Source organism: Bacillota bacterium (assembly GCA_013178125.1).
Lineage (GTDB): Bacteria > Bacillota > SHA-98 > Ch115 > JABLXJ01 > JABLXL01.
The window spans coordinates 134,013-152,953 of sequence record JABLXJ010000005.1 but is presented as its reverse complement, the minus strand read 5'-3'; the positions used below and the strand labels follow the sequence as shown (position 1 = coordinate 152,953).

Annotated in this window: 13 protein-coding genes; 9 read left to right on the top strand and 4 right to left on the bottom strand. The window is 56.3% G+C overall.

All coding sequences use genetic code 11. From position 1 onward, the window contains the following. The first annotated feature begins 52 nt into the window (after positions 1–52). The 5 genes from HPY71_06145 (at position 53) to HPY71_06125 (ending at position 6,382) form a co-directional block, all read left to right on the top strand. Positions 53–1,642, top strand: coding sequence for a TolC family protein (locus tag HPY71_06145; protein NPV53088.1), 1,590 nt, complete (start codon positions 53–55; stop codon positions 1,640–1,642). Between the two features lie 96 nt (positions 1,643–1,738). Beyond that, positions 1,739–3,079 carry an efflux RND transporter periplasmic adaptor subunit gene (locus HPY71_06140; protein NPV53087.1) on the top strand — a complete coding sequence of 447 codons (1,341 nt, stop codon included), beginning with the start codon at positions 1,739–1,741 and terminating at the stop codon, positions 3,077–3,079. Positions 3,080–3,167: 88 nt separating this feature from the next. After that, positions 3,168–3,869, top strand: coding sequence for an ABC transporter ATP-binding protein (locus tag HPY71_06135; GenBank protein ID NPV53086.1), 702 nt, complete (start codon positions 3,168–3,170; stop codon positions 3,867–3,869). Continuing rightward, positions 3,866–5,080, top strand: a complete 1,215-nt coding sequence (locus tag HPY71_06130) for an FtsX-like permease family protein (GenBank protein ID NPV53085.1) — start codon at positions 3,866–3,868, stop codon at positions 5,078–5,080. Before HPY71_06135 ends, HPY71_06130 begins: the two co-directional genes overlap by 4 nt. A 150-nt stretch (positions 5,081–5,230) precedes the next feature. Next, positions 5,231–6,382 (top strand): TolC family protein, encoded by a 1,152-nt coding sequence (locus HPY71_06125; GenBank protein NPV53084.1) that lies wholly within the window; start codon positions 5,231–5,233, stop codon positions 6,380–6,382. A 34-nt stretch (positions 6,383–6,416) separates the two neighbouring features. Here the strand turns inward: HPY71_06125 and HPY71_06120 are convergent, their stop codons facing one another. Further along, positions 6,417–7,553: an aldo/keto reductase gene (locus HPY71_06120; GenBank protein NPV53083.1), complete on the bottom strand. Its 1,137-nt coding sequence runs from the start codon at positions 7,551–7,553 to the stop codon at positions 6,417–6,419. A gap of 494 nt (positions 7,554–8,047) precedes the next feature. Then, positions 8,048–9,121 carry an isocitrate/isopropylmalate dehydrogenase family protein gene (locus HPY71_06115; protein NPV53082.1) on the bottom strand — a complete coding sequence of 358 codons (1,074 nt, stop codon included), beginning with the start codon at positions 9,119–9,121 and terminating at the stop codon, positions 8,048–8,050. A gap of 285 nt (positions 9,122–9,406) precedes the next feature. Between HPY71_06115 and HPY71_06110 the strand changes: the two genes are divergently transcribed. The 4 genes from HPY71_06110 (at position 9,407) to HPY71_06095 (ending at position 16,820) form a co-directional block, all read left to right on the top strand. Next, positions 9,407–12,226: a PAS domain-containing protein gene (locus HPY71_06110; protein ID NPV53081.1), complete on the top strand. Its 2,820-nt coding sequence runs from the start codon at positions 9,407–9,409 to the stop codon at positions 12,224–12,226. A 101-nt stretch (positions 12,227–12,327) separates the two neighbouring features. Then, positions 12,328–13,815 carry a sigma-54-dependent Fis family transcriptional regulator gene (locus HPY71_06105; GenBank protein ID NPV53080.1) on the top strand — a complete coding sequence of 496 codons (1,488 nt, stop codon included), beginning with the start codon at positions 12,328–12,330 and terminating at the stop codon, positions 13,813–13,815. A 137-nt stretch (positions 13,816–13,952) separates the two neighbouring features. Beyond that, positions 13,953–15,647 carry an AAA family ATPase gene (locus HPY71_06100; protein NPV53079.1) on the top strand — a complete coding sequence of 565 codons (1,695 nt, stop codon included), beginning with the start codon at positions 13,953–13,955 and terminating at the stop codon, positions 15,645–15,647. A gap of 114 nt (positions 15,648–15,761) precedes the next feature. Continuing rightward, a complete protein-coding gene (locus tag HPY71_06095; GenBank protein ID NPV53078.1) occupies positions 15,762–16,820 on the top strand; it encodes an SIS domain-containing protein in 1,059 nt (352 codons plus the stop codon). A 283-nt stretch (positions 16,821–17,103) separates the two neighbouring features. On the opposite strand, the gene HPY71_06090 is transcribed toward HPY71_06095, so the two are convergent. Both HPY71_06090 and HPY71_06085 read right to left on the bottom strand, forming a co-directional pair. Beyond that, positions 17,104–17,850 carry a hypothetical protein gene (locus tag HPY71_06090; protein ID NPV53077.1) on the bottom strand — a complete coding sequence of 249 codons (747 nt, stop codon included), beginning with the start codon at positions 17,848–17,850 and terminating at the stop codon, positions 17,104–17,106. Positions 17,851–18,340: 490 nt separating this feature from the next. Beyond that, positions 18,341–18,769: a hypothetical protein gene (locus HPY71_06085; GenBank protein ID NPV53076.1), complete on the bottom strand. Its 429-nt coding sequence runs from the start codon at positions 18,767–18,769 to the stop codon at positions 18,341–18,343. Between the last annotated feature and the right edge of the window lie 172 nt (positions 18,770–18,941).

The following is an 18,941-nucleotide window of genomic DNA, read 5'->3' as shown; positions in this document are numbered from 1 at the left end:
ATCATGAGGGTGGGCCCTAGCATCATGGTAACATGGAGGTAGATTGCAGGATATGGTTGACTGGCTTGTGCCTGCACGAGGGTGTTGCTGCCGTGGGGCGCGTGCGCTGCTGCGAGCGCTGCGAGCCCCAGCTAGAATATTGAGGTTTGATACCGGGAGGTTCGGGGTCTCAACGATCCTGCTACTCTTGCTGCTGTTATATGCGGGGTATATGTGGCTCAGTCTGGGGCGGGGGCACGCAGGAGGCGACGTAGCCCTTGCTGCCCAGACAACCGGCGAGGTCCTGACCCTGGCCCGGAGCGTTGAGATCGCCCTCGAAAACAATCCGGAGGTTATTCAGGCGAGAGATGCCCTGGGGCTGGCTGGCTCGAAGGAGCGCGAGGCTGAAGGGGCGTTTGAGCCGAATATGAGCCTCGAGGCCGGATTTAACGCATCCACCTCGGAGCTCGGGAGCGGCGTCACGAATTCCGGGGGCCAGTTGACTATCTCGTTGAGAGATGTGCTCCCGACGGGGAAGTATATAGGGAGGTCATCTTTCGAGGTCCAGAATGCCCGGTTGGGGGTCAGTGATGCTGAACGTATGCTGGCCGATGCCCGGGAAGGCGTTAAATACACGGTGCTTTCAGCCTATGTAGAGGTCCTCAAGGCGGAAAGGTCGCTCGACCTCGCGGAGCGTTCGCTCGAGCAGGCCAGGGTAGCGCTTACAGATACTGAGGCCAAAAAACAGGCGGGTAACGCTATCGAGGCCGATGTCCTTGATGCCCGCCGGTCGGTCCGGAAGGCTGAAGCAGGCGTGTCGGGGGCCGAATCCAGGCTGAAAACGGCATACTCCCGGTTCAACCAGGCCCTGGGCCGGGATCTTGATATGTCTGTGCGCCTTGCAGGCGATCTCCAGTATGAGCCTGTCCAGGAGAACCTCGATGAACTGGTGGCGCACGCCCTCGAACACAGGGTCGAGGTCCAGCGCGCCCGCGACGACCTCACAAGGGGCCGGCTCACGCTGGAGAAGACGATCGAAGCAGGCAAGCCGGTTGTTACCATTGAGGGAGGCTATGCGGATGATACCTGGTCGGCAGGGCTTGATTTTGCGAGTCCAGACTGGAACTTGGCGTGGCAGATAACAGGGATCCACGAGGAAGGCACCACAGGGCAGACCGCCCTAGGCGGGGCGGGAGGGTCGATGGGTTCCCCCATTGGGGACAGGAAGTTGAAAGGCTGGTATGCCGGAGTCGGCTTGAGCTGGTCGCCCTTTGACGGGGGCGTGAGTCGCGAGAAGAGGCTCCAGGCCGAGATCAACCTCAGACAGCTTGAAAGGGCCGTATCGATCCAGGAGACCTCGGTAACCCTTGCCGTGCGCGAGGCATATTATGCGTTTCAGGCCGCGGAGGAAGCGGTCGCAGGCGCCGACCTCGGGGTGAGCCAGGCCCAGGAAGCGCTCAGGGTCACACGGTTGAGGTATGAAGCCGGGCTCGCAACCGGGAGGGACTTGGCAGCGAGCGAGCTGGCATTGCTTCAGGCCCAGGCCGACCATGCCTTCGCCGTTTATGACTATATACTCGCAAAAGCTGCCCTCGAGCGTTCTGCCGGGAAACCCATCGAGATCCAGGGATATTCGGATTCAGGTCAAGGTACGAGCAGATAAGGTGGGGGCAGATATGGATCATAGACTAAATCATACAATCGACCAGCTTGGAGTGGTTGATCCTGCGGACAGGATCCCCTGTGAGGGGGCGATAAAGTGAATCAAAGCCGTATTCTCGGTTTCGTCAAGAGGAGACTTCACATTCTCTTCGCCGTCATCTTGATTTCGATAGCCATAGTCGCGATCACCCTTGGGATTACTAGGTCAGCCACTCGTAAGACGGCGGCTGATCAGATCCGGGTGCAGACGATCCCCGCGAGGATCGGCGACATTTCCGAAACCGTTTCGGCGCTCGGCACACTGGAGCCGGCGACGCGCGTCGAGTTAAAGGCGGAGCTTGCTGGGAGGATACGGGGGATTCTCGTTGCCGAAGGGGACATTGTCAAGAAGAATCAGGTTATCGCAGAACTCGATACGAGAGACCTAGAGGTTAAACTCAAACAAGCGGAGGCTAATTACCTTTCCGCCAGGGCCGACCTCAACAAGCTCCTTGCGGGCCCGAGCGAGGCCGATCTCGCTCAGGCTAGTAGCGCATATGAGCAGGCGCGCCTTGCGTTACAATCAGCCAAGGATCAGGTCGCCAGGGATAAGGCCCTGTATGATAAAGGGGCGCTGTCGAAGCAACAGTGGGAGGACAGCAGCACCAAATTAAAAACGTGCGAACAGCAACTTCTAGCCACCAAGAAAAAACTTGACGATCTCCAAGCCGGCCCCAGGAAGGAGGATGTAGATGCGGCGCGTGCCCGGGTCTCCCAGGGCGAGGCAGATCTTGCAGCTGCACGCAGGGATCTTGAGTCTGCGAGCATCCGGGCCCCGATTGGCGGGACGGTCATTGATATCCCCGTGCAGGAAGGCGATATGGTCAATGCCGGCGCCACCCTTGCAGTAGTTGCTGATCTTGCACACATGAAGGCAGTGATTCCTGTGAATGAGATCGACGTTCCAAAGCTACGGCATGGCCAGGAAGCCCTCATTAGGGTAGATGCCCTACCCAATGAGCGTTTCTCTGGGAAGGTCACAGAGATCGGCTACGAGGGTATGGTGCGTGATAACATCGTGACTTATGAGGTTACAGCTGACGTCCCGAATCCCGATGGCAGGTTGAGGCCCGGGATGACGGTGGACGTAAATATCGTCCTGCGATCCAAACGGAACACGCTTATCATTCCTGTAGATGCACTTATAGACCGAGGTGGGAGAACAATAGTCATGATATCCGGGGAGAAGGGGCCCATATCCAGACAGGTGACTACCGGCTTGCGGACTGATACCATGGTCGAGATCGTTGATGGTCTGGCCCCGGGGGACAATGTAGTTCTTCCGCTGGAAGGCAGGCCATCTTCAGGCAATTACGGTTCATCCGGCCGGGGCCAGGATGCAGTCCAGAGCAATCGTCGGACCGGGGCTCCAATGATCAGGATGATGCCCGGGCTCTAGCTTTGTTCCTAAGAAGGTAGAGGGGGTGGAATTCATGGAGCGAGGGAGCCCTTTAATTGAGGTCGCGGATTTGACCAGGGTATATAGGATGGATTCTGTTGGGGTTCAAGCCTTGCGGGGAGTGTCTTTTAAAATCTACTCGGGGGAATTTGTTGCTATCATGGGGCCTTCGGGGTCGGGGAAGTCATCTTTGATGAATATCATAGGGTGTCTTGATAGTCCCACAAGTGGCTCCTACCGGCTCGAGGGGGAAGAGGTGTCCAACCTTCCAGAGGGGCGCCTTGCGGAGATACGTAACCGGAAGATCGGCTTCGTCTTTCAGACGTTTAACCTCCTGCCGCGATCAAACGCATTTCAGAATGTAGAACTACCGCTCATATATGCAGGCATCCCTCGCTTGAAGCGCCGCGCGGCTGTCGAGGATGCTCTCAAACAGGTCGGGCTGGCGGATAGGATGCATCATAAGCCGAACCAGCTCTCGGGTGGCCAGGCCCAGAGGGTGGCGATCGCAAGGGCGCTCGTCAACAATCCCGCGATAATCCTTGCGGATGAACCGACGGGAAATCTGGATACAAACGCTGGCGAGGAGATCATGGGGATATTCCAACGTCTCAATAGGGAAGGTAAGACCATTATCCTGGTTACCCATGAGCCGGATATCGGCATGCATGCCCGGCGAATCCTCCGGTTCCGTGATGGCCTGATCGAGGCCGAGGAGATTGTGCCGGAGCCAATTGATGCCGAGGTAAGGCTACACGAACTTGATATGGGGGCGACGGCGGCGATATGAGCTTTCTGGAAAGCCTTCGTACAGCGGTTTCCTGCCTCGCCGCCAACAAACTCCGTTCTTTTTTGACGATGCTGGGCATTATCATAGGAGTAGGGTCGGTGGTGGCCATGGTCTCCATCGGCGAGGGGGCGAGACATCGGGTCACGTCCAGCATAGGGAGCCTGGGATCGAACCTCGTAACGGTAATGCCCGGGCGGGTCCGGGCATTACCAGGTATGGCCTTTGGTGCGAGGGGTAGCCCAGATATTTTGACCTATTCTCACTATCTCGAGTTGAAAGAGGAGAGGCTCCCCGGTGTGGCGAGCATAACAGCCCAGTCTAGTGTGCGTAAGGTGGCGAGGCACGGTAAGAATAATGCCACGACTACGGTGGTGGGCACAACCCCAGAATACTGCGAGATAAATAATTTCAAGGTAGAACGTGGGCGATTTATAAGCGATTATGACCTCAATAATATGACGAGGGTCGTGGTCCTCGGCCGGACGGTCGCCGCAGACCTCTTCGGGAGCGCAGAGAATGTCTCACTTGGTGCAACCATCCGGTTAGGGGATGTAAATTTCACGATTGTGGGCCTTATGGAGGAAAAGCGGCAGGGATGGAGGGATCTCGGTGATCAGGTCTTTGTGCCGTTGACGACGGCCCAAAAGCGCTTGAGTGGGAGTAGATATATTCAAAGCATTGGGGTCCAGGCATTGACACCTCAGGATACCGGTCTTGTGGCGGCCGGGCTTGAGAGGTTCTTCATGCGCAGGCTGGGGGACCCGGAGAAGTTTAGCATAACGAATCAACAGGATGTGTTGCAGACGGTTGAGAACGCGACGAATACCCTGACCCTACTTCTCGCAGGCATCACAGGCATTTCCCTCTTGGTTGGCGGGATTGGCGTGATGAACATCATGCTGGTGTCTGTGGCTGAACGCACGCGGGAGATAGGCATACGTAAGGCAATAGGGGCAAAGCCCCTGGATATCCTAGGCCAGTTTGTCATAGAGGCATCTATGCTTAGCTCTCTGGGAGGGATTGTCGGGATTATCCTCGGTATTGCCGGTTCGCGGGGCATCTCGCATCTCGGTGGCTGGTCCACGGTGGTGTCCATTCGTTCGGTGGCCATCGCCCTCGCGGTTTCCGTTGGAGTCGGCCTCTTCTTTGGGATATATCCAGCTCAACGGGCCGGCCGCTTGAATCCTATTGAAGCCCTGAGATACGAGTGAAACGCATATAATTGATGCCCCGCTGACCTGGCTATATTTATGGGGCATCTATGGTTCGCCAATTTCATTCCCTGTTTTCTATCCTGTTTTCTATTAAAGAGAAGGGGCATCCAGGGAATCCAACGATTAAACGAACGGGGGGACGCTAAGGTGAGACTCTGTACAGTGTCACGTAGAATGATGGTAATGTTTATAGGTGCTGTGCTTTTGATATCTACCCTGGCCGCCACTGTCCTCGCAGGATCTACTCTCGCGGCCACGACGAAGCCGGATGCCGCGTCGGGGGCGCCAGAGGCCAAGGGTAGCAGCGGCAAGCTCACACTCAAAGAGGCGGTGGATTTCGCGCTTCAACATAGCAATGCCATGAAGCTGGCATCTCTCGCCCTTGACACTGCAAGACTCGCTTATCAGCAGGCCAAAGCCGACCAGCTTATCAGGGCTTCCATCCTCGCTGACCTGCAGGCTGAGGCTACCTGGCAGGCCGCGCAGAAGAATTATGAGATCGCCAAATCCGATCTGGCGCTCCAGGTGGAACAGGCATATTATGATGTCCAGAAGGCGAAGCGGGGCCTCGTGATATCTCAAGAGAATGTTGAGAGGGCGAATAAGCAGCTCGAGATCATCCGTAGCAAGTTCAAACTTGGCATGGTAGCCAGGCTGGATGTAATAACTGCTGAATCGGAAGTCGCGGGAGCCCAGGTGGATCTCAGCAAGGCCGAGGCCAATCTGGCGCTTGCAAATATGAGGTTCAATCAGATTATAGGACGGGACCTCGAGGTTCCCGTGGAACTCGCGAGCGATTTTGGATATAAACCCGTGACCCTGGACATGAAGAAGGAGACCGAGCGTGCCCTTGCGAGCAGGCTCGAGATATTGAAGGCACAAGATGCGGTGGAGCTTGCCAAGAAGGAAGTAGAGGTCAACAACAACGACTTCACTCCTGCCCTGGACCTCGCCAGGTCCAAGATCGGCCTGTCCCAGGCTGAAGTGGAACTAGAGGACACGAAGGTAAACGTGTTGCTCGAGATAAAGCAGAATTATGAGTCCATGAAGGATGCCGAGAGGCGGATCGCCCTCCAGGAGAAGGCCTTCGCGCAGGCGCAGGAGAGCCTCAAGATAGCCAAGGCGCGTTATGACGCGGGTGTCATAACCAGCATAGACCTGTTTGATGCCCAGAGGGCGCTCTACCAGGCCGATACCGCGCGGCTGCAGGCGGTATTTGATTACAATGTCGCCCTTGCCAGACTCTACAAGTCTCTAAGCCTGTCTCTCCAGGAGAGGTCCAACGATGGGTCCAGGTAGGTCCGGGGCCCGGGGTGCTGGTGCCAGGGGTGGATCATGTTTGTTGAGCCGCTCCTGTCCCAAGCTTTCGTGCAACCTCCTTGAGTTGCTGGATGATCGGGATATGCTGAGGGCACTTAGGCTCGCATTCGCCGCACTCGAGGCAGCACTCCGCGCGGAGGCCTCTGGGCTCTGAGTCGCCTTGCTGGCGCGTGTCGCCGGGGAACGATAGCTTTGCGTACTGCTCCCGGGCGTAATCTTTGAGGCTATAGACCCTGTAATAGTTCATATACAGGAAGTTTCCAGGGATGTCGATATCATTGGGGCACGGCATGCAATATTTGCAGCCGGTGCAGTAGAGCTCGGCGAGGCGTTTCTTCTCATCGAGTATATCCTGCACTCGCTTGATCTCCTCTGCATTCAGCGGCTCGGTGCGTGACGCCGTTGCGACGTTTTCCGTGAGCATCTGGGGCGTGCCCATTCCCGATAGCGCGACGGAAACGGCCGGATTCGCCAGGACGAACCTGAGCGCCATCTCGGCACTGCTTTTCGTGCCCCCCGGGATCATGCGCTGGATCGCCTCGGAGGGTGCCGCCAGCCTTCCCCCGCCAACCGGGCCCATGATCGCAACCCCAAGGCCCTTGGCGTGGGCATGCGCTATGGCCCCCTCGTATTGCCGGTCGAGGAGGTTATACTGGACCAGCATGGTGTCAAATACCCCTGAGTCTATAATCTTGATTACGTTTTCGGGCTTGTCGTGGCTCGAGAAGCTCAAGAATCGTATCTTGCCGCGTTGCCTCGCCTCTGCCGCGGCCTCCAGTGGGCCGCGTGGCGCCGTTATCTTGCTCTCGTAGTCCTGGAGCGTGATTGAATGCATATGGTAGAAATCTACGTAATCCATATCCAGGCGCCTGAGCGATGTGTCGAGCTGGTTCATCCAGGTCGTGCCCAAGGCGTTCTTGATGGGGTTCTTGGTTGAAATGTATACCGCGGAACGGCGCCCCTTCACAGCCTTACCAACGCGGATCTCGCTCTCACCGTAGACGAAGGCCGTATCTATGTAGTTTATACCGAGATCCATGCCCTGCCGGAGGAGATCGATCGCGTCTTTCTCCGATTGCGGGAGCCGCATCGCCCCGAAGCCAAGGGCTGATACCTTTACACCCGTTTTCCCGAAATCCCTATACTGCATGGTGCCACCTCCTGATGCTGGCCGGGCGGGCGCCGCAGGCGGCGCACGCCCGCTGTGAGAGTCGTGGAGCAAAAGCTTGTACGCGTTATACGCTGTGCACGCTGACCTCACGCTATACGCGCTGACTTCTGACTTATACACTGCACCATGAAATCATGTCAGTCACATGCAAACTTGAGTGGCATATCTAGTAGCGTATCTAATATTTAAAAATATAACCCCGATCGGGGTTATATTTCTGTATTGCAGTTAACTTTTATTCTCATATCCTGACCAGATGGAGGATGCTTCATAAATATACAGATCTTCAATTCGGGCATTTTTAGCACAGGCATATAGGCATTTTCATCCCCCTACCTGTCTAGACATGATGCCACGAGCTGGTTTAGCCACGGGTGCTGGTATAGCCGCGGGCAGCATGAGGATCAACAGATATCAGAGCCATCACGAATGTTTAACAATAATGTTCAACAACATTCAACCCATGCTGGCGCTTATTGATTCATACTAGCGATTATTGCATCTGCCATCTCTCGGGTTCCCACAGCGGATGGGTCATTCCGATCTGCTTTCATATCATATGTTACATACTTGCCCTCAGCGATGACCGCTGCTACGGCGCGTTCGATGCGGCCTGCTGCCTCGCGTTCCCCAAGGTACCGCAGCATCAGCATCCCGGACAGGATGAGGGCCGTGGGATTGACCTTGTTGAGCCCCTTGTATTTCGGCGCTGAGCCGTGGGTCGGCTCAAATATCGCCACGCCGTCGCCGATGTTGGCCCCCGGCGCGACGCCGAGCCCGCCGACCAGCCCCGCAGCGAGGTCGGAGAGGATATCGCCGTAAAGGTTTGGGAGGACGAGAACATCATATGCCTCCGGCACCTGGACTAGCTGCATGCACATGTTGTCGACAAGCCGCTCCTCGTACGCTATGCGGCCTTCGTAATCCTTTGCAACCTCCCGCGCGACCTGGTAGAAGAGGCCATCAGTGAACTTCATAATGTTCGCCTTCGCCACGGCTGTGACCTTCTTACGGCCATTTGCGAGGGCGTATTCGAAGGCGAACCTGACGATCCGCTCGGAGGCCGTTCGCGATATAGGCTTTATGGAGATCGCGGAGTCGTCCCGGATCTTCCCGCGGGCCATGCCGATTATCTGCTTCGCCTCCGGGGAGCCCAGGTCGAACTCAACGCCGGCGTAGAGGTCCTCGCTATTTTCCCTTATCAACACGAGGTCGATGCCGCTATACCTCGACCTCACGCCGGGATAACTCTTGCAGGGTCTTACACAGGCATATAGGTTCAAAACCTGGCGCAGGGCCACATTGACGCTGCGAAAGCCCGTTCCTATGGGCGTGGTTATAGGCCCCTTTAGTGCGACGCGGTTGCGTCTTATCGAGTCGAGGACATGATCGGGCAGGGGCGTGCCGTATTTATCGATCACATCCGCGCCCGCCTCCTGGACGTCCCAGTCAATTTTCACGCCTGTCGCCTCTATCACCTTCACAGCCGCCTCCGTCAATTCAGGGCCTGTCCCGTCGCCGGGAATGAGTGTCACCCTATGCTGCACTTGAGTTCTCTCCTTCGCATTCTTACTTCGCATTCTTACTGAGAGTTGAATTTGTAGCTTGGCAATGTAGCGATTTTCGGTCAAACATAATCCTACTATATTCCCAGCTTCATTACAATAACCTTAACCTTCGCATCCTTTGTCAGGCCTGTGCGCAAGAGCCCGCCGGATGGAATGGAGGGGCGCGCGCTATTGCGCTTTGGCGTTTTGCTGTCCCCTTACCTTTTTCCCCGCAAAATGATAGAATTATGAATCGAGGGGAACGAGGGGAGTGAAGCCGGAGCCATGGTGGAGATCGTCACAACCATTGAGGGCAAGTGCAAGAGGTGCTACTCGTGCATACGCAACTGCCCCGTAAAGGCTATAAAGGTCGAAAACGGGCAAGCAAAGGTCATCCCGGAGCTCTGTATCTCGTGCGGGCACTGCGTCCGCGTCTGCTCTCAGAACGCCAAGCGGATCCAGGACGACACCGAAAGGGTCGCGGGGTTCTTCAGGGATAGGGATGAGGATAGGGATAGGGATAGGGATGGGGATGGGGATGGAGGCAGGAATGGGACTAGAGATGGGGAAGTTATCGCGGCCCTTGCTCCATCGTTCGTCGCCGAATTCCCGCGTTGCCGCCCGGGCCAGGTTGTAGCTGCCGCTAAGAAGCTTGGATTTGACGCGGTCTATGAGGTGGCCTGGGGCGCGGACAGGGTAACCCAGGAGTATGTTGACTTGCTCAAGACGGCGAACCGCGCCCGTGGGATGATAAGCACGCCCTGCCCTGCGGTGGTGAACCTTGTTGAGAAGCGATACCCGAACCTGATCCCCAGGCTCGCTCCCGTCGTCTCGCCCATGGTCGCGCTCGGCAGGATGATCAAGGCCCAGAAGCAAAAGGCCCAGGGACAAAAATTTCAGGGTGAAAGGGACGCCGTTTGTAGTGCCGCCATTGGCGCCGCCGGTGGCGGTGTCAATGGCAGTGTCAATAATGGTGTCAATGACGGTGTTGATAGCGACATTACTGACAACGTGGGTTATGATACAGGCGATAGCTTGGTCAAGGTTGTCTTTATCGGCCCGTGCGTTGCCAAGAAGAGCGAGATCCTGGATGAGGACGTCAGCGATGCGGTGGATGCTGTGCTGACGTTTCAGGAGTTCAAGAGGATGCTTGGCTCCGCCGGGATAAAGCCCCAGGCCCTTGAGCCAGCTTCGTTTGACGGTTCCACAGCCTCCCTGGGCAGGCTCTACCCGGTTTCGGGCGGCCTCTTGAAGAGCGCGGCGATGCGGGCCGACATGATGGAAAACGACATCGTTGTTGTAGAGGGAAAGGATAACTGCCTCGAGTTCCTGGACTTGCTCTCCCGCGGGGCGGCGAATCCCGAGTTTGTCGACATGCTCTTTTGCGAGGGCTGTATCAATGGGCCCATGATGACAAGCCCCCTGGTGAGCTATGTCCGGAGGAAGGTTGTCGTAGATTTCGCAAGGAGAGGGCAGCGCGAGGGGAATGAGGGGCGTGAAGGGCAAGAGAGGCAGCGGGGACAGGAAGGGCAAGAGGCACGACAAAAGGGGGACCCTTCCTTCCCGGAGATAGTGGCGCGCCGCGCATATGGTGATAAGAGCGTCAAGCTGCCCGTCCCCGGTGAAGCTGATATCCAGAGGATACTGCGGGAGCTTAACAAGACTAGGCCCGAGGATGAGCTCAATTGCGGGGCCTGCGGCTATAATACCTGCCGGGAAAAGGCCATCGCTGTTTATCGCGGGCTCGCGGAGAACAAGATGTGCCTCCCTTATCTGATAAATGAGCTCGAGAAGACCAATGAAGAGATCGCAGCCCTGAGGGATTACAACAGGAACATCGTAGAGAGCATCACGGAGGGCATTATAGTTGTTGACAGGAACTGCATGATCACGACGTTCAACGACGCAGGGGGAAGGGTCTCGGCGCTGAGCGGCGGGCGCGCAGTTGTCGGCAGGTATCTACCCGATGCCCTCCCTGGGCTGGGGACGGAGGAATTTATGAGGGCCCTGGACCGGGCCATCAGGCAGGCGCGCCCGGTCGAGATCACGGGGTTCAAGTATGAAATCGAGGACCGCACCGTGATCGTGAATGTAAAGATGTATCCCCTGCGGAACGGGACTTCGAATGTTCACGGTGCCGTTGTCATAACGGAGGATGTCACCGAGAAGAAGCGGCTCGAGGATAAGCTGGCGCAATCTGACAAGCTTGCGGCGCTCGGCCAGCTTGCCGCCGGGGTTGCGCACGAGATAAACACCCCGTTGTCTTTGATATCCGGCTATACGGAGCTTCTCCTGAATGAGTTGAAGGGCGGGGGGGCGGCGGTAAAGCGCCTCGGGATTATAGCAGAGGAGGTTGACCGGATCGCCGAGATCGTGCGGAGCCTCCTGAGCTTCGCGCGGCCTGCCCCGCGGACATCCGAGAAATGTAAGGTGAATGAGGCTATCAGGCGGACCTTGAGCCTGGTCGAGCGGCAGATGACCTATAGAGGGATCGAGCTTCTCGTCGACATGGCAGCGGAGGAGCTGGATCCCGAGGTCCTGGCCGACCAGGGCGAGCTGGAGCAGGTATTCCTGAATATAGTGCTGAACGCCATCCAGGCGATGCGGGGCGGCGGGCGGCTGGCGGTCGCGACCCGGGTTGTTGATAGGCAGAGGCAACAGCATGATGCGGCCGCGGGATCGGGACCGGGACCAGTGGCGGAAGCAGGGGCCCCGCCCGCCCCGGTGAGGGCGGAAGCGGCGGGGGCGGCAGTGGCTGGGATAACAGTGGCTGGGGCGGCGCCGCTGAGGACGGCACCAGCGGGACCTGCATGCGATGAGAGTCTGGAGGCGGGGCAGGCGGAAAGCCCGGGGAGAGCGGGAGCCGGGGCGGAGGTGGACCGGTGGCTCGAGGTTGAGTTCACCGACACTGGATGCGGCATCCCCGAGGAGAATCTGAGCAGGATATTTGATCCTTTTTTCACCACCAAGGAGGTGGGCCAAGGGACCGGGCTTGGCCTTTCCGTCAGCTACGGGATCGTGAAGAAGTATGGTGGTAGTATAAGGGTTACAAGCAAGGTGAATAAGGGGAGCACCTTTGTAGTAGAGCTCCCGCTCAGCAGGTGATAGATGGAAAGTGGAGTAGTAAAAAGTGGAGTAGTAATACAAGAATAATATGTATGGCGGGTCAGCGTAGTGTGTCCGGCACGTCAAATGAGGTGAATGGCATGGCAGGGGAGAGGATACTTGTCGTTGACGACGAGCAGAAGATGTGCGATTTCCTCGAGATTATCCTATCGGAGGATGGCTATAATGTCTCCTCCGCCACGAGCGGCGAGGATGCGCTCAAGAGGATGCGTGAAGAGGATTTCGACGTGGTGATCACGGATCTTATGATGCCTGGGATGGATGGGATGCAGCTCCTGGAGCGGGCGAGGGAGCTCAATTCCGATGCCATAATCATCATGATTACAGGCTACTCGACCGTCGAGACCGCGGTCGAGGCCATGAAGAAGGGCGCCTATGACTATATCCCTAAGCCGTTCAAGATAGAGGAAGTCAAGGTGGTCATCCGAAAGGCCATCGACCAGCGGAGGATAATCCGGGAAAACAGGCGCCTCAAGGATGAGCTGAAGGCTGCCAGGGGCAGATTCAGTGGAATCGTGGGCAACAGCAGGAAGATGCAGGAGATCTACCAGTTGATAGAGAAGGTGGCAAAGGCCGACTCAACCGTGCTTATCCGGGGGGAGAGCGGCACGGGAAAGGAGCTCGTGGCGAGGGCGCTTCACCATTACAGCCCCAGGAGCGAGAAGCCCTTTGTGAGCATAAACTGTGCCGCTTTGCCGGAAAACCTCCTGGAGAGCGAGCTCTTCGGGCACGCCAGGGGCGCGTTTACGGGCGCGGTCTCGGCCAAGCGCGGCTTATTCGAGGAGGCCGACTCGGGGACTATATTCCTTGATGAGATAGGCGACATCAGCCTCGCGCTCCAGGCCAAGCTCCTCAGGTTTCTCCAGAACCGGGAGTTCATAAGGGTTGGGGAGACGACGACCAGGCGAGTGGATGTGCGCGTGATCGTCGCCACCAACCGCGACCTCGAGGCCGCTATTGAGAAGGGCGCATTCCGGCGGGATTTATTCTACAGGCTCAATGTCATAAATATAACCCTGCCCCCGCTCAGGGAGCGCAAGGATGATATCCCGCTCCTCGCCAAGCATTTCGCCGGGAAGGTCTGGGAGAAGGTGGGCAAGGGCCCGACGCGGTTCTCCCCGGATGCCATGGAGGCCCTGGTGGCTTACGACTGGCCCGGGAACGTGAGGGAGCTCGAGAATGTCGTTGAGCGCGCCATGATCCTGGGCGAGGGGTCCGTTATCGTGCTCGAGGACCTCCCGGAGGAGGTGCGGGAGGCGCTGGCGCGACAGCGGGGGGCGGGAACGGCGGCAGGCGGCGGTGAGGTGCCTGGGGCGCCTGGAGCGCTTGGAATGCCTGGAATGCCTAGAGCGCCTGGAGCACCCGGGACACCCGGAGTGGGTGGAGCCTCCGGGGAGATTTCCTTCAAGGAGGCCGTCGAGGCATATCAAAGGCGCCTCATCCTGGAGGCGCTCGAGGAATCCGGCTGGGTGCAGGCGAGGGCCGCAGAGCGGCTCGGCATGGGCCGCACAACGCTCAACGAGATCATAAAGAGGCTACGGATACCGACCGAGCCGCCAGCGCGGTGATAGCAATCACCAGCTGACAGTGGCGACGGTTGCACGGTTGCAGAATGGCTTGTATTCTACCCCGCTTTGTGGTATATTATCTTTGTTTAGCTCATCTGACCGTGACGCTCAAATGAGCTAAGCGGGGGAGGGTGAACATGGATTTCTTCTACCCGGAAGGGGTTCGCAGTTTATTTACGAATCGCCGGAAAGAGCTAAAAACCCTGGATTTTTATCTGGAGCAGCATTTGAGGGGGATCCCTCAGCACACTACCTTATTTGGCCCCCGGCGGATTGGCAAAACCCTTCTCATCAAGGAATGGTTTCGACAGCTCCTTAGCAAGAGGCCAGAGATTCTTCCCATTTATATTGATTTTGAAGATATCACCAGTTCCCCGGAGACCTTTGCCAGCGGCTACCTGGGCATGTGCCTTTACTGGCTTTGGGAACACGGTAATACCAGTCCCTTTGGCTACTTCTCCCCCCTTGACCTCTTAATACGCGCGAAGACACGCGGACCGCAAGTGGCGCATGAAATGCTAACAGATTTACTCCGAGAACTGGAAAAACAAAAGCCCGACCGCCTCCGACTATTACAATTCGCTTTCGGATTCCCTGAACTTCTAGGCCAAGCCACCGGGAAAAAGGTGGTGCTTTGTCTAGATGAGTTCCAGACGCTGGTGAACCTGTCCAATTACCCTGAATGTAAAAATGTGGTGGCCGTTTTTCGCGGGGCGATGGAAAAACAAAGCCGCGTTTCTTATTTATTAGCGGGTTCAGCCATCACCGTCATGAATCAGATCGTCGCTGAACACCAAAGCCCCTTATTTGGGCAGTTCAACAAGATTGTTCTCCGGGGTTTTGACGAGAGAGATACCGCAGAATTGGCGAGCAAACTTTTTCCCGGCCTGAAGGGGAACCAGGCAATTTTGCGGGAGCTCTTCCATCTGAGCGCCGGCCATCCCTTTTATATTCGCCAGTTATGCTCCCGCGCCCAGCTCCTACATGAACGCGATGGCCTGCCCTTTGAACCTGGTCTGATCCGTATTGCCTTCGTGTTAGAAACCCTGTCAACGGAGGGAAAGATTTATGACTTTTGTCGGTATCAATATGATATTTCTCTGGAAAAGGCGCGAGGTTTTGCGGCCTTACAACAGATACTGCGTCTTCTCGCCCTCGAAGAGGGACAAACGGCAAGCACGCTAGCGAAAAAACTACGCGTGGCTTACTCTACCGTGGGAAATTACCTGCGATCCCTTCTGGATGTAGATTTGCTCCGCGAGAGAGAAAAACGGTATTATTTTGTCGATCCAGTCCTGCGTTACTGGCTTTTGAATATCAATAATGGCATCGAGATTGAGGATTGGCCGTCCGAGGAAATCTTAGAGGATCTGCTCCGCCGTCTTCAGGAGCAGTTTCAAGCTGTCTCGACTGAGCTAGGTGTTTCCAAAGAGGCGGAGGTACGGGAGTTGATGCGCAAATTCGCTGGACAGGAAATTGAAGGCCAGCTCTTAGGGAGGGAAGGAGTAATTGTCTTGCCCCGCTTCACGGAAGTCACCTCATTTTCTACCGCGGATGGGCAAGTGGAGTTGGAATGCCTGGGCATAGGGGAGGAAAGGTGGGCGGTTCAGGTTAAATGGCGGCAGAGAGCGGCAGGCCTCAAGGAGGTTAAGGCCCTTGTGAAAGTGGCCCAAATGTTGAACGCGAAACCATGGCTAATCTCGAAGGGGGGCTTCACCGAGGGGGCAAGAGCAGAATGCCAGCGATTGGGGGTATTTTTTTCTGGCGCTGGACAGCTTAAGAGATTGGCGGGGCTATTGAGTAAGGGGGTAAGGGGCGGGTTTGGTCCCTGAGAATAAATCTTTTATGGCAAAGCTTGATGGTGAGAAGGACAAAGGGGTGCTGGTTGAGATAATCGTTGAGATAATCGGAGAATGATTTGAGGAATCATGAAGGAGTGATCATTGGTGACGGGAATAGACTACCATTCTTATCACATGCACCGCGAGATCATGGAGGAGCCGCAGGTGGTGGCGCGCATGATGGAGATGGAGGGCGACAAGATACGGGGGCTCGCCCGGATCGTGCGTGAGCGGGATATTGGTTGCATCGTCATCGCGGCCCGCGGCACGTCTGATAACGCTGCGCAGCTTGCCAGGTACTTGTTCGAGTATATAAACGGCGTGCCCGTTTCGCTGGCGGCGCCGTCGATCTACACGTTGTACGGGGCGAAGGTTAAGCTCGATAAGGCGCTTGTCCTTGGCGTCTCCCAGTCCGGCGAGGGCCTTGATGTCGTCGAGGTCGTAAAGCACGCACGCGAGGCCGGTGCGGTGACGATCGGCATAACCAATAACGAGGGATCAGCCCTGGCCAGGACGGCGGAGCACGCGATCTTCTGCCGCGCCGGCGAGGAGAAGAGCGTGGCTGCGACAAAAACCTATGTCGCGCAGCTGGTGGGGTTTTACATGCTATCGCTCGAGTGGGCCGGCAGGAGCGATTTGCTCGGTGAGCTTGCACGAATGCCCGGGTATATGGAGCGGGTCCTGGCCATGGAGGAGGGCATCAGGGGGATCGTGCCGCGCTATCGCTATATGAAGGAGTGCGTGGTGACCGGCCGGGGGTTCAATTACTGCACTGCGCTCGAGGCTGCGCTCAAGGTCAAGGAGACATGCTATGTGGGGTCTCAGCCCTATTCTGTCGCTGATTTCTTGCACGGCCCGATCGCCATAATAGAGGAGGGCTTCCCGACTTTCGTTATCGCGCCGCCGGGCAAGGCGTTCCCAAACGTCATGGAGCTTTGCGCGGAGCTTCGCGACCGGAAGGCGGAGACCATTGTATTGAGCTCGGCGCCTGAGATTTTAGAGATGGGAACCGTCCCGCTCAAGATCCCATTTGAGCTCGACGAGGTGCTCACGCCCCTCGTATATATAGCTCCCATGCAGCTCTTTAGCTTCCATCTCGCGCTGGTCAAGGGTCTCAACCCCGACCAGCCCAGGGGGCTGAAAAAGGTTACGCTTACAAGATAGATTAATAGTTTTCTATTTAGCCCCGAGAACAGAATGCGTTTAAGCCCAATCATGTGCTGAGCATGCGCCAATCACGCGCAAGCGTGCGCGGTGGCAACTTTCTTGGCAGACGCCCATGCCGCCTTGGGCGGCACCAGCAGGGAATGAAAATGGCCTTAGCTGGGGTAATGTCTATTTTCTAGGTAGGTCACGCGTAAAAGTGCCAAGATTTTAGGCAGTCTCGCCCTACCCACGGGTTAGCCTGCCAAGTTTCTTGGCGGAGTGGGGACGGGACAGAGGTGCATTACCTATGGCCGGCATGCTCCCCGTCCCCGTCCTCCCCGCCCTCGTCCTCCTCGTCATCATAACTCTCAGCATCGAGCTCGTCCATGTCTATTTCCATCTTCTCCAAAGCTGTCCCTATGATAAAGTCTATACCTTCTTCTTTGAGCTTGCCGGGATCAAAATGTCGGACCGACCTGGATACGATGTCATCGAGATCGCCGATTATCAAGGGCTTGCCGTCCCTCCCAAACATGTCAGGAGGGATCTGTTCTTTCTCAGGAAGGGGCCCGACTATATGCTGCCATGTGCTAAATTCCCAGGGGATCCTGAACCCATTTTGCTGGGCGTACCTCATCCCTCCCCACACAAGTTGCTGGGCCAGGAGCAAGCTACATGGAACATGCTTGAGTCCCTCGTCCCCCTGGTCCAGGATCCTTGCTCGGAATTTCTCTTCAGTGGCATTCATATCTCCAAAGCAATCCTTGAGCCCGAGACCCAGTATATCTACGAGGTAAGCCGCAAAGGCCAGGCGGCCATTTGGGAGCCTGCGGGCCACTATTACGCTGGCCATACCCGCTTCCTTATAGTCCTCGTTAACCCAGCAGCCGTATAGCGGGGCTTGCGCGCCTGATGCTAGGATATGCTCCCAGAACCCCCCGTGGGCCGGGCGCTGTTGAGCTGATTTGCGCCTGAGCCGTTCCTTTGCTGCGCGCTTTTCCTGCCTCTTTTGCCGGTCAAGCATCTTCGCCCTATCCTTTTTTGGCATAGTCCTTCTACTGTCGCTCCTTTCATGCCCCAACTCGAACTTTTCGGGGCTCGAGGGCCATTCGACCTCGAAATCGTAGAGATTTGGGTCATTATTTGGTCTTACTATGCGCTAGAGAGTGTCATAATACTCCGGTCAGGTTTGCCGCTGGCGTTGCCCAGCCAAACGATAGACATCATTAGGATTTCCGGGATCTCTCCTCCCGAGTAGCAAAAACTCGACGACCTCGTTTTCAAATTTGTAGATAATCCGCATTCTGGCCATATATGCCAATTAGGCTTGGGGGCAGAAGGGAAACGCACCCGTCGCCATTTTTGAAGGGGAGGGTGCAGACTTTGGCCGATTGTGGGGTTTGCGCAGATCGCTTCGATAATCACCTTGATTTGCTGGCTGAGTTCATCCCAGGCGGCGGGGGTCGTAAATATGGCGCGTAGTCTGGGAACGTCAATTGCCAGTATAGAAGGGTGAAATTTAGCGGGATGCAATTCTGTTAAGCCTCTGGCCGCGCTTGCGCGAGCGACGTCCAAAATTCAGAGGGAGAGACCCCTTCCCCCTCATCAAGGAATTCGAGTCGTTCAAGAACGGCAAAGTGCATTTCAATCTCCTCGACAAGCTCCTGTAGTTTGTTAAGATCGAAAATGACGGCGGAGGGGGAGGAGTTGTAGAGAAGTAGAATCTTGCCGATCGCTTTGATTTTTTGTTCAAGCGTCCGGTAAGATTGCCTTTGTAATTCGCCAGCGGGAAGCATTTCGTTTTGGCGGAATGACTCCAAGGAATCGATCAAACGCTCCCGCAAGACGGCAAGTTGCTGGTCAAACTCCTGAGCAAACTGTTCTTGAAGAACCTGCCTCACCCCATTGGCCACTTCAGGACCGAATTGAGTTTCGATTTTTTTGAGCGCGAGATTCATCCATTTCACCTCTTTCACCTCTTATTATAGTATTACTATACCTAGACGTCAAATTGGTCTCTCGTTGCTCCTTTCATTATGACTTCAATATACGAATAGTGGTACTAGAATATGTAATCTACTCCCGTGAAATACCAAGTCTATATTCAAACCCATGACTTAGCTGGTGGGGCTATGCCTG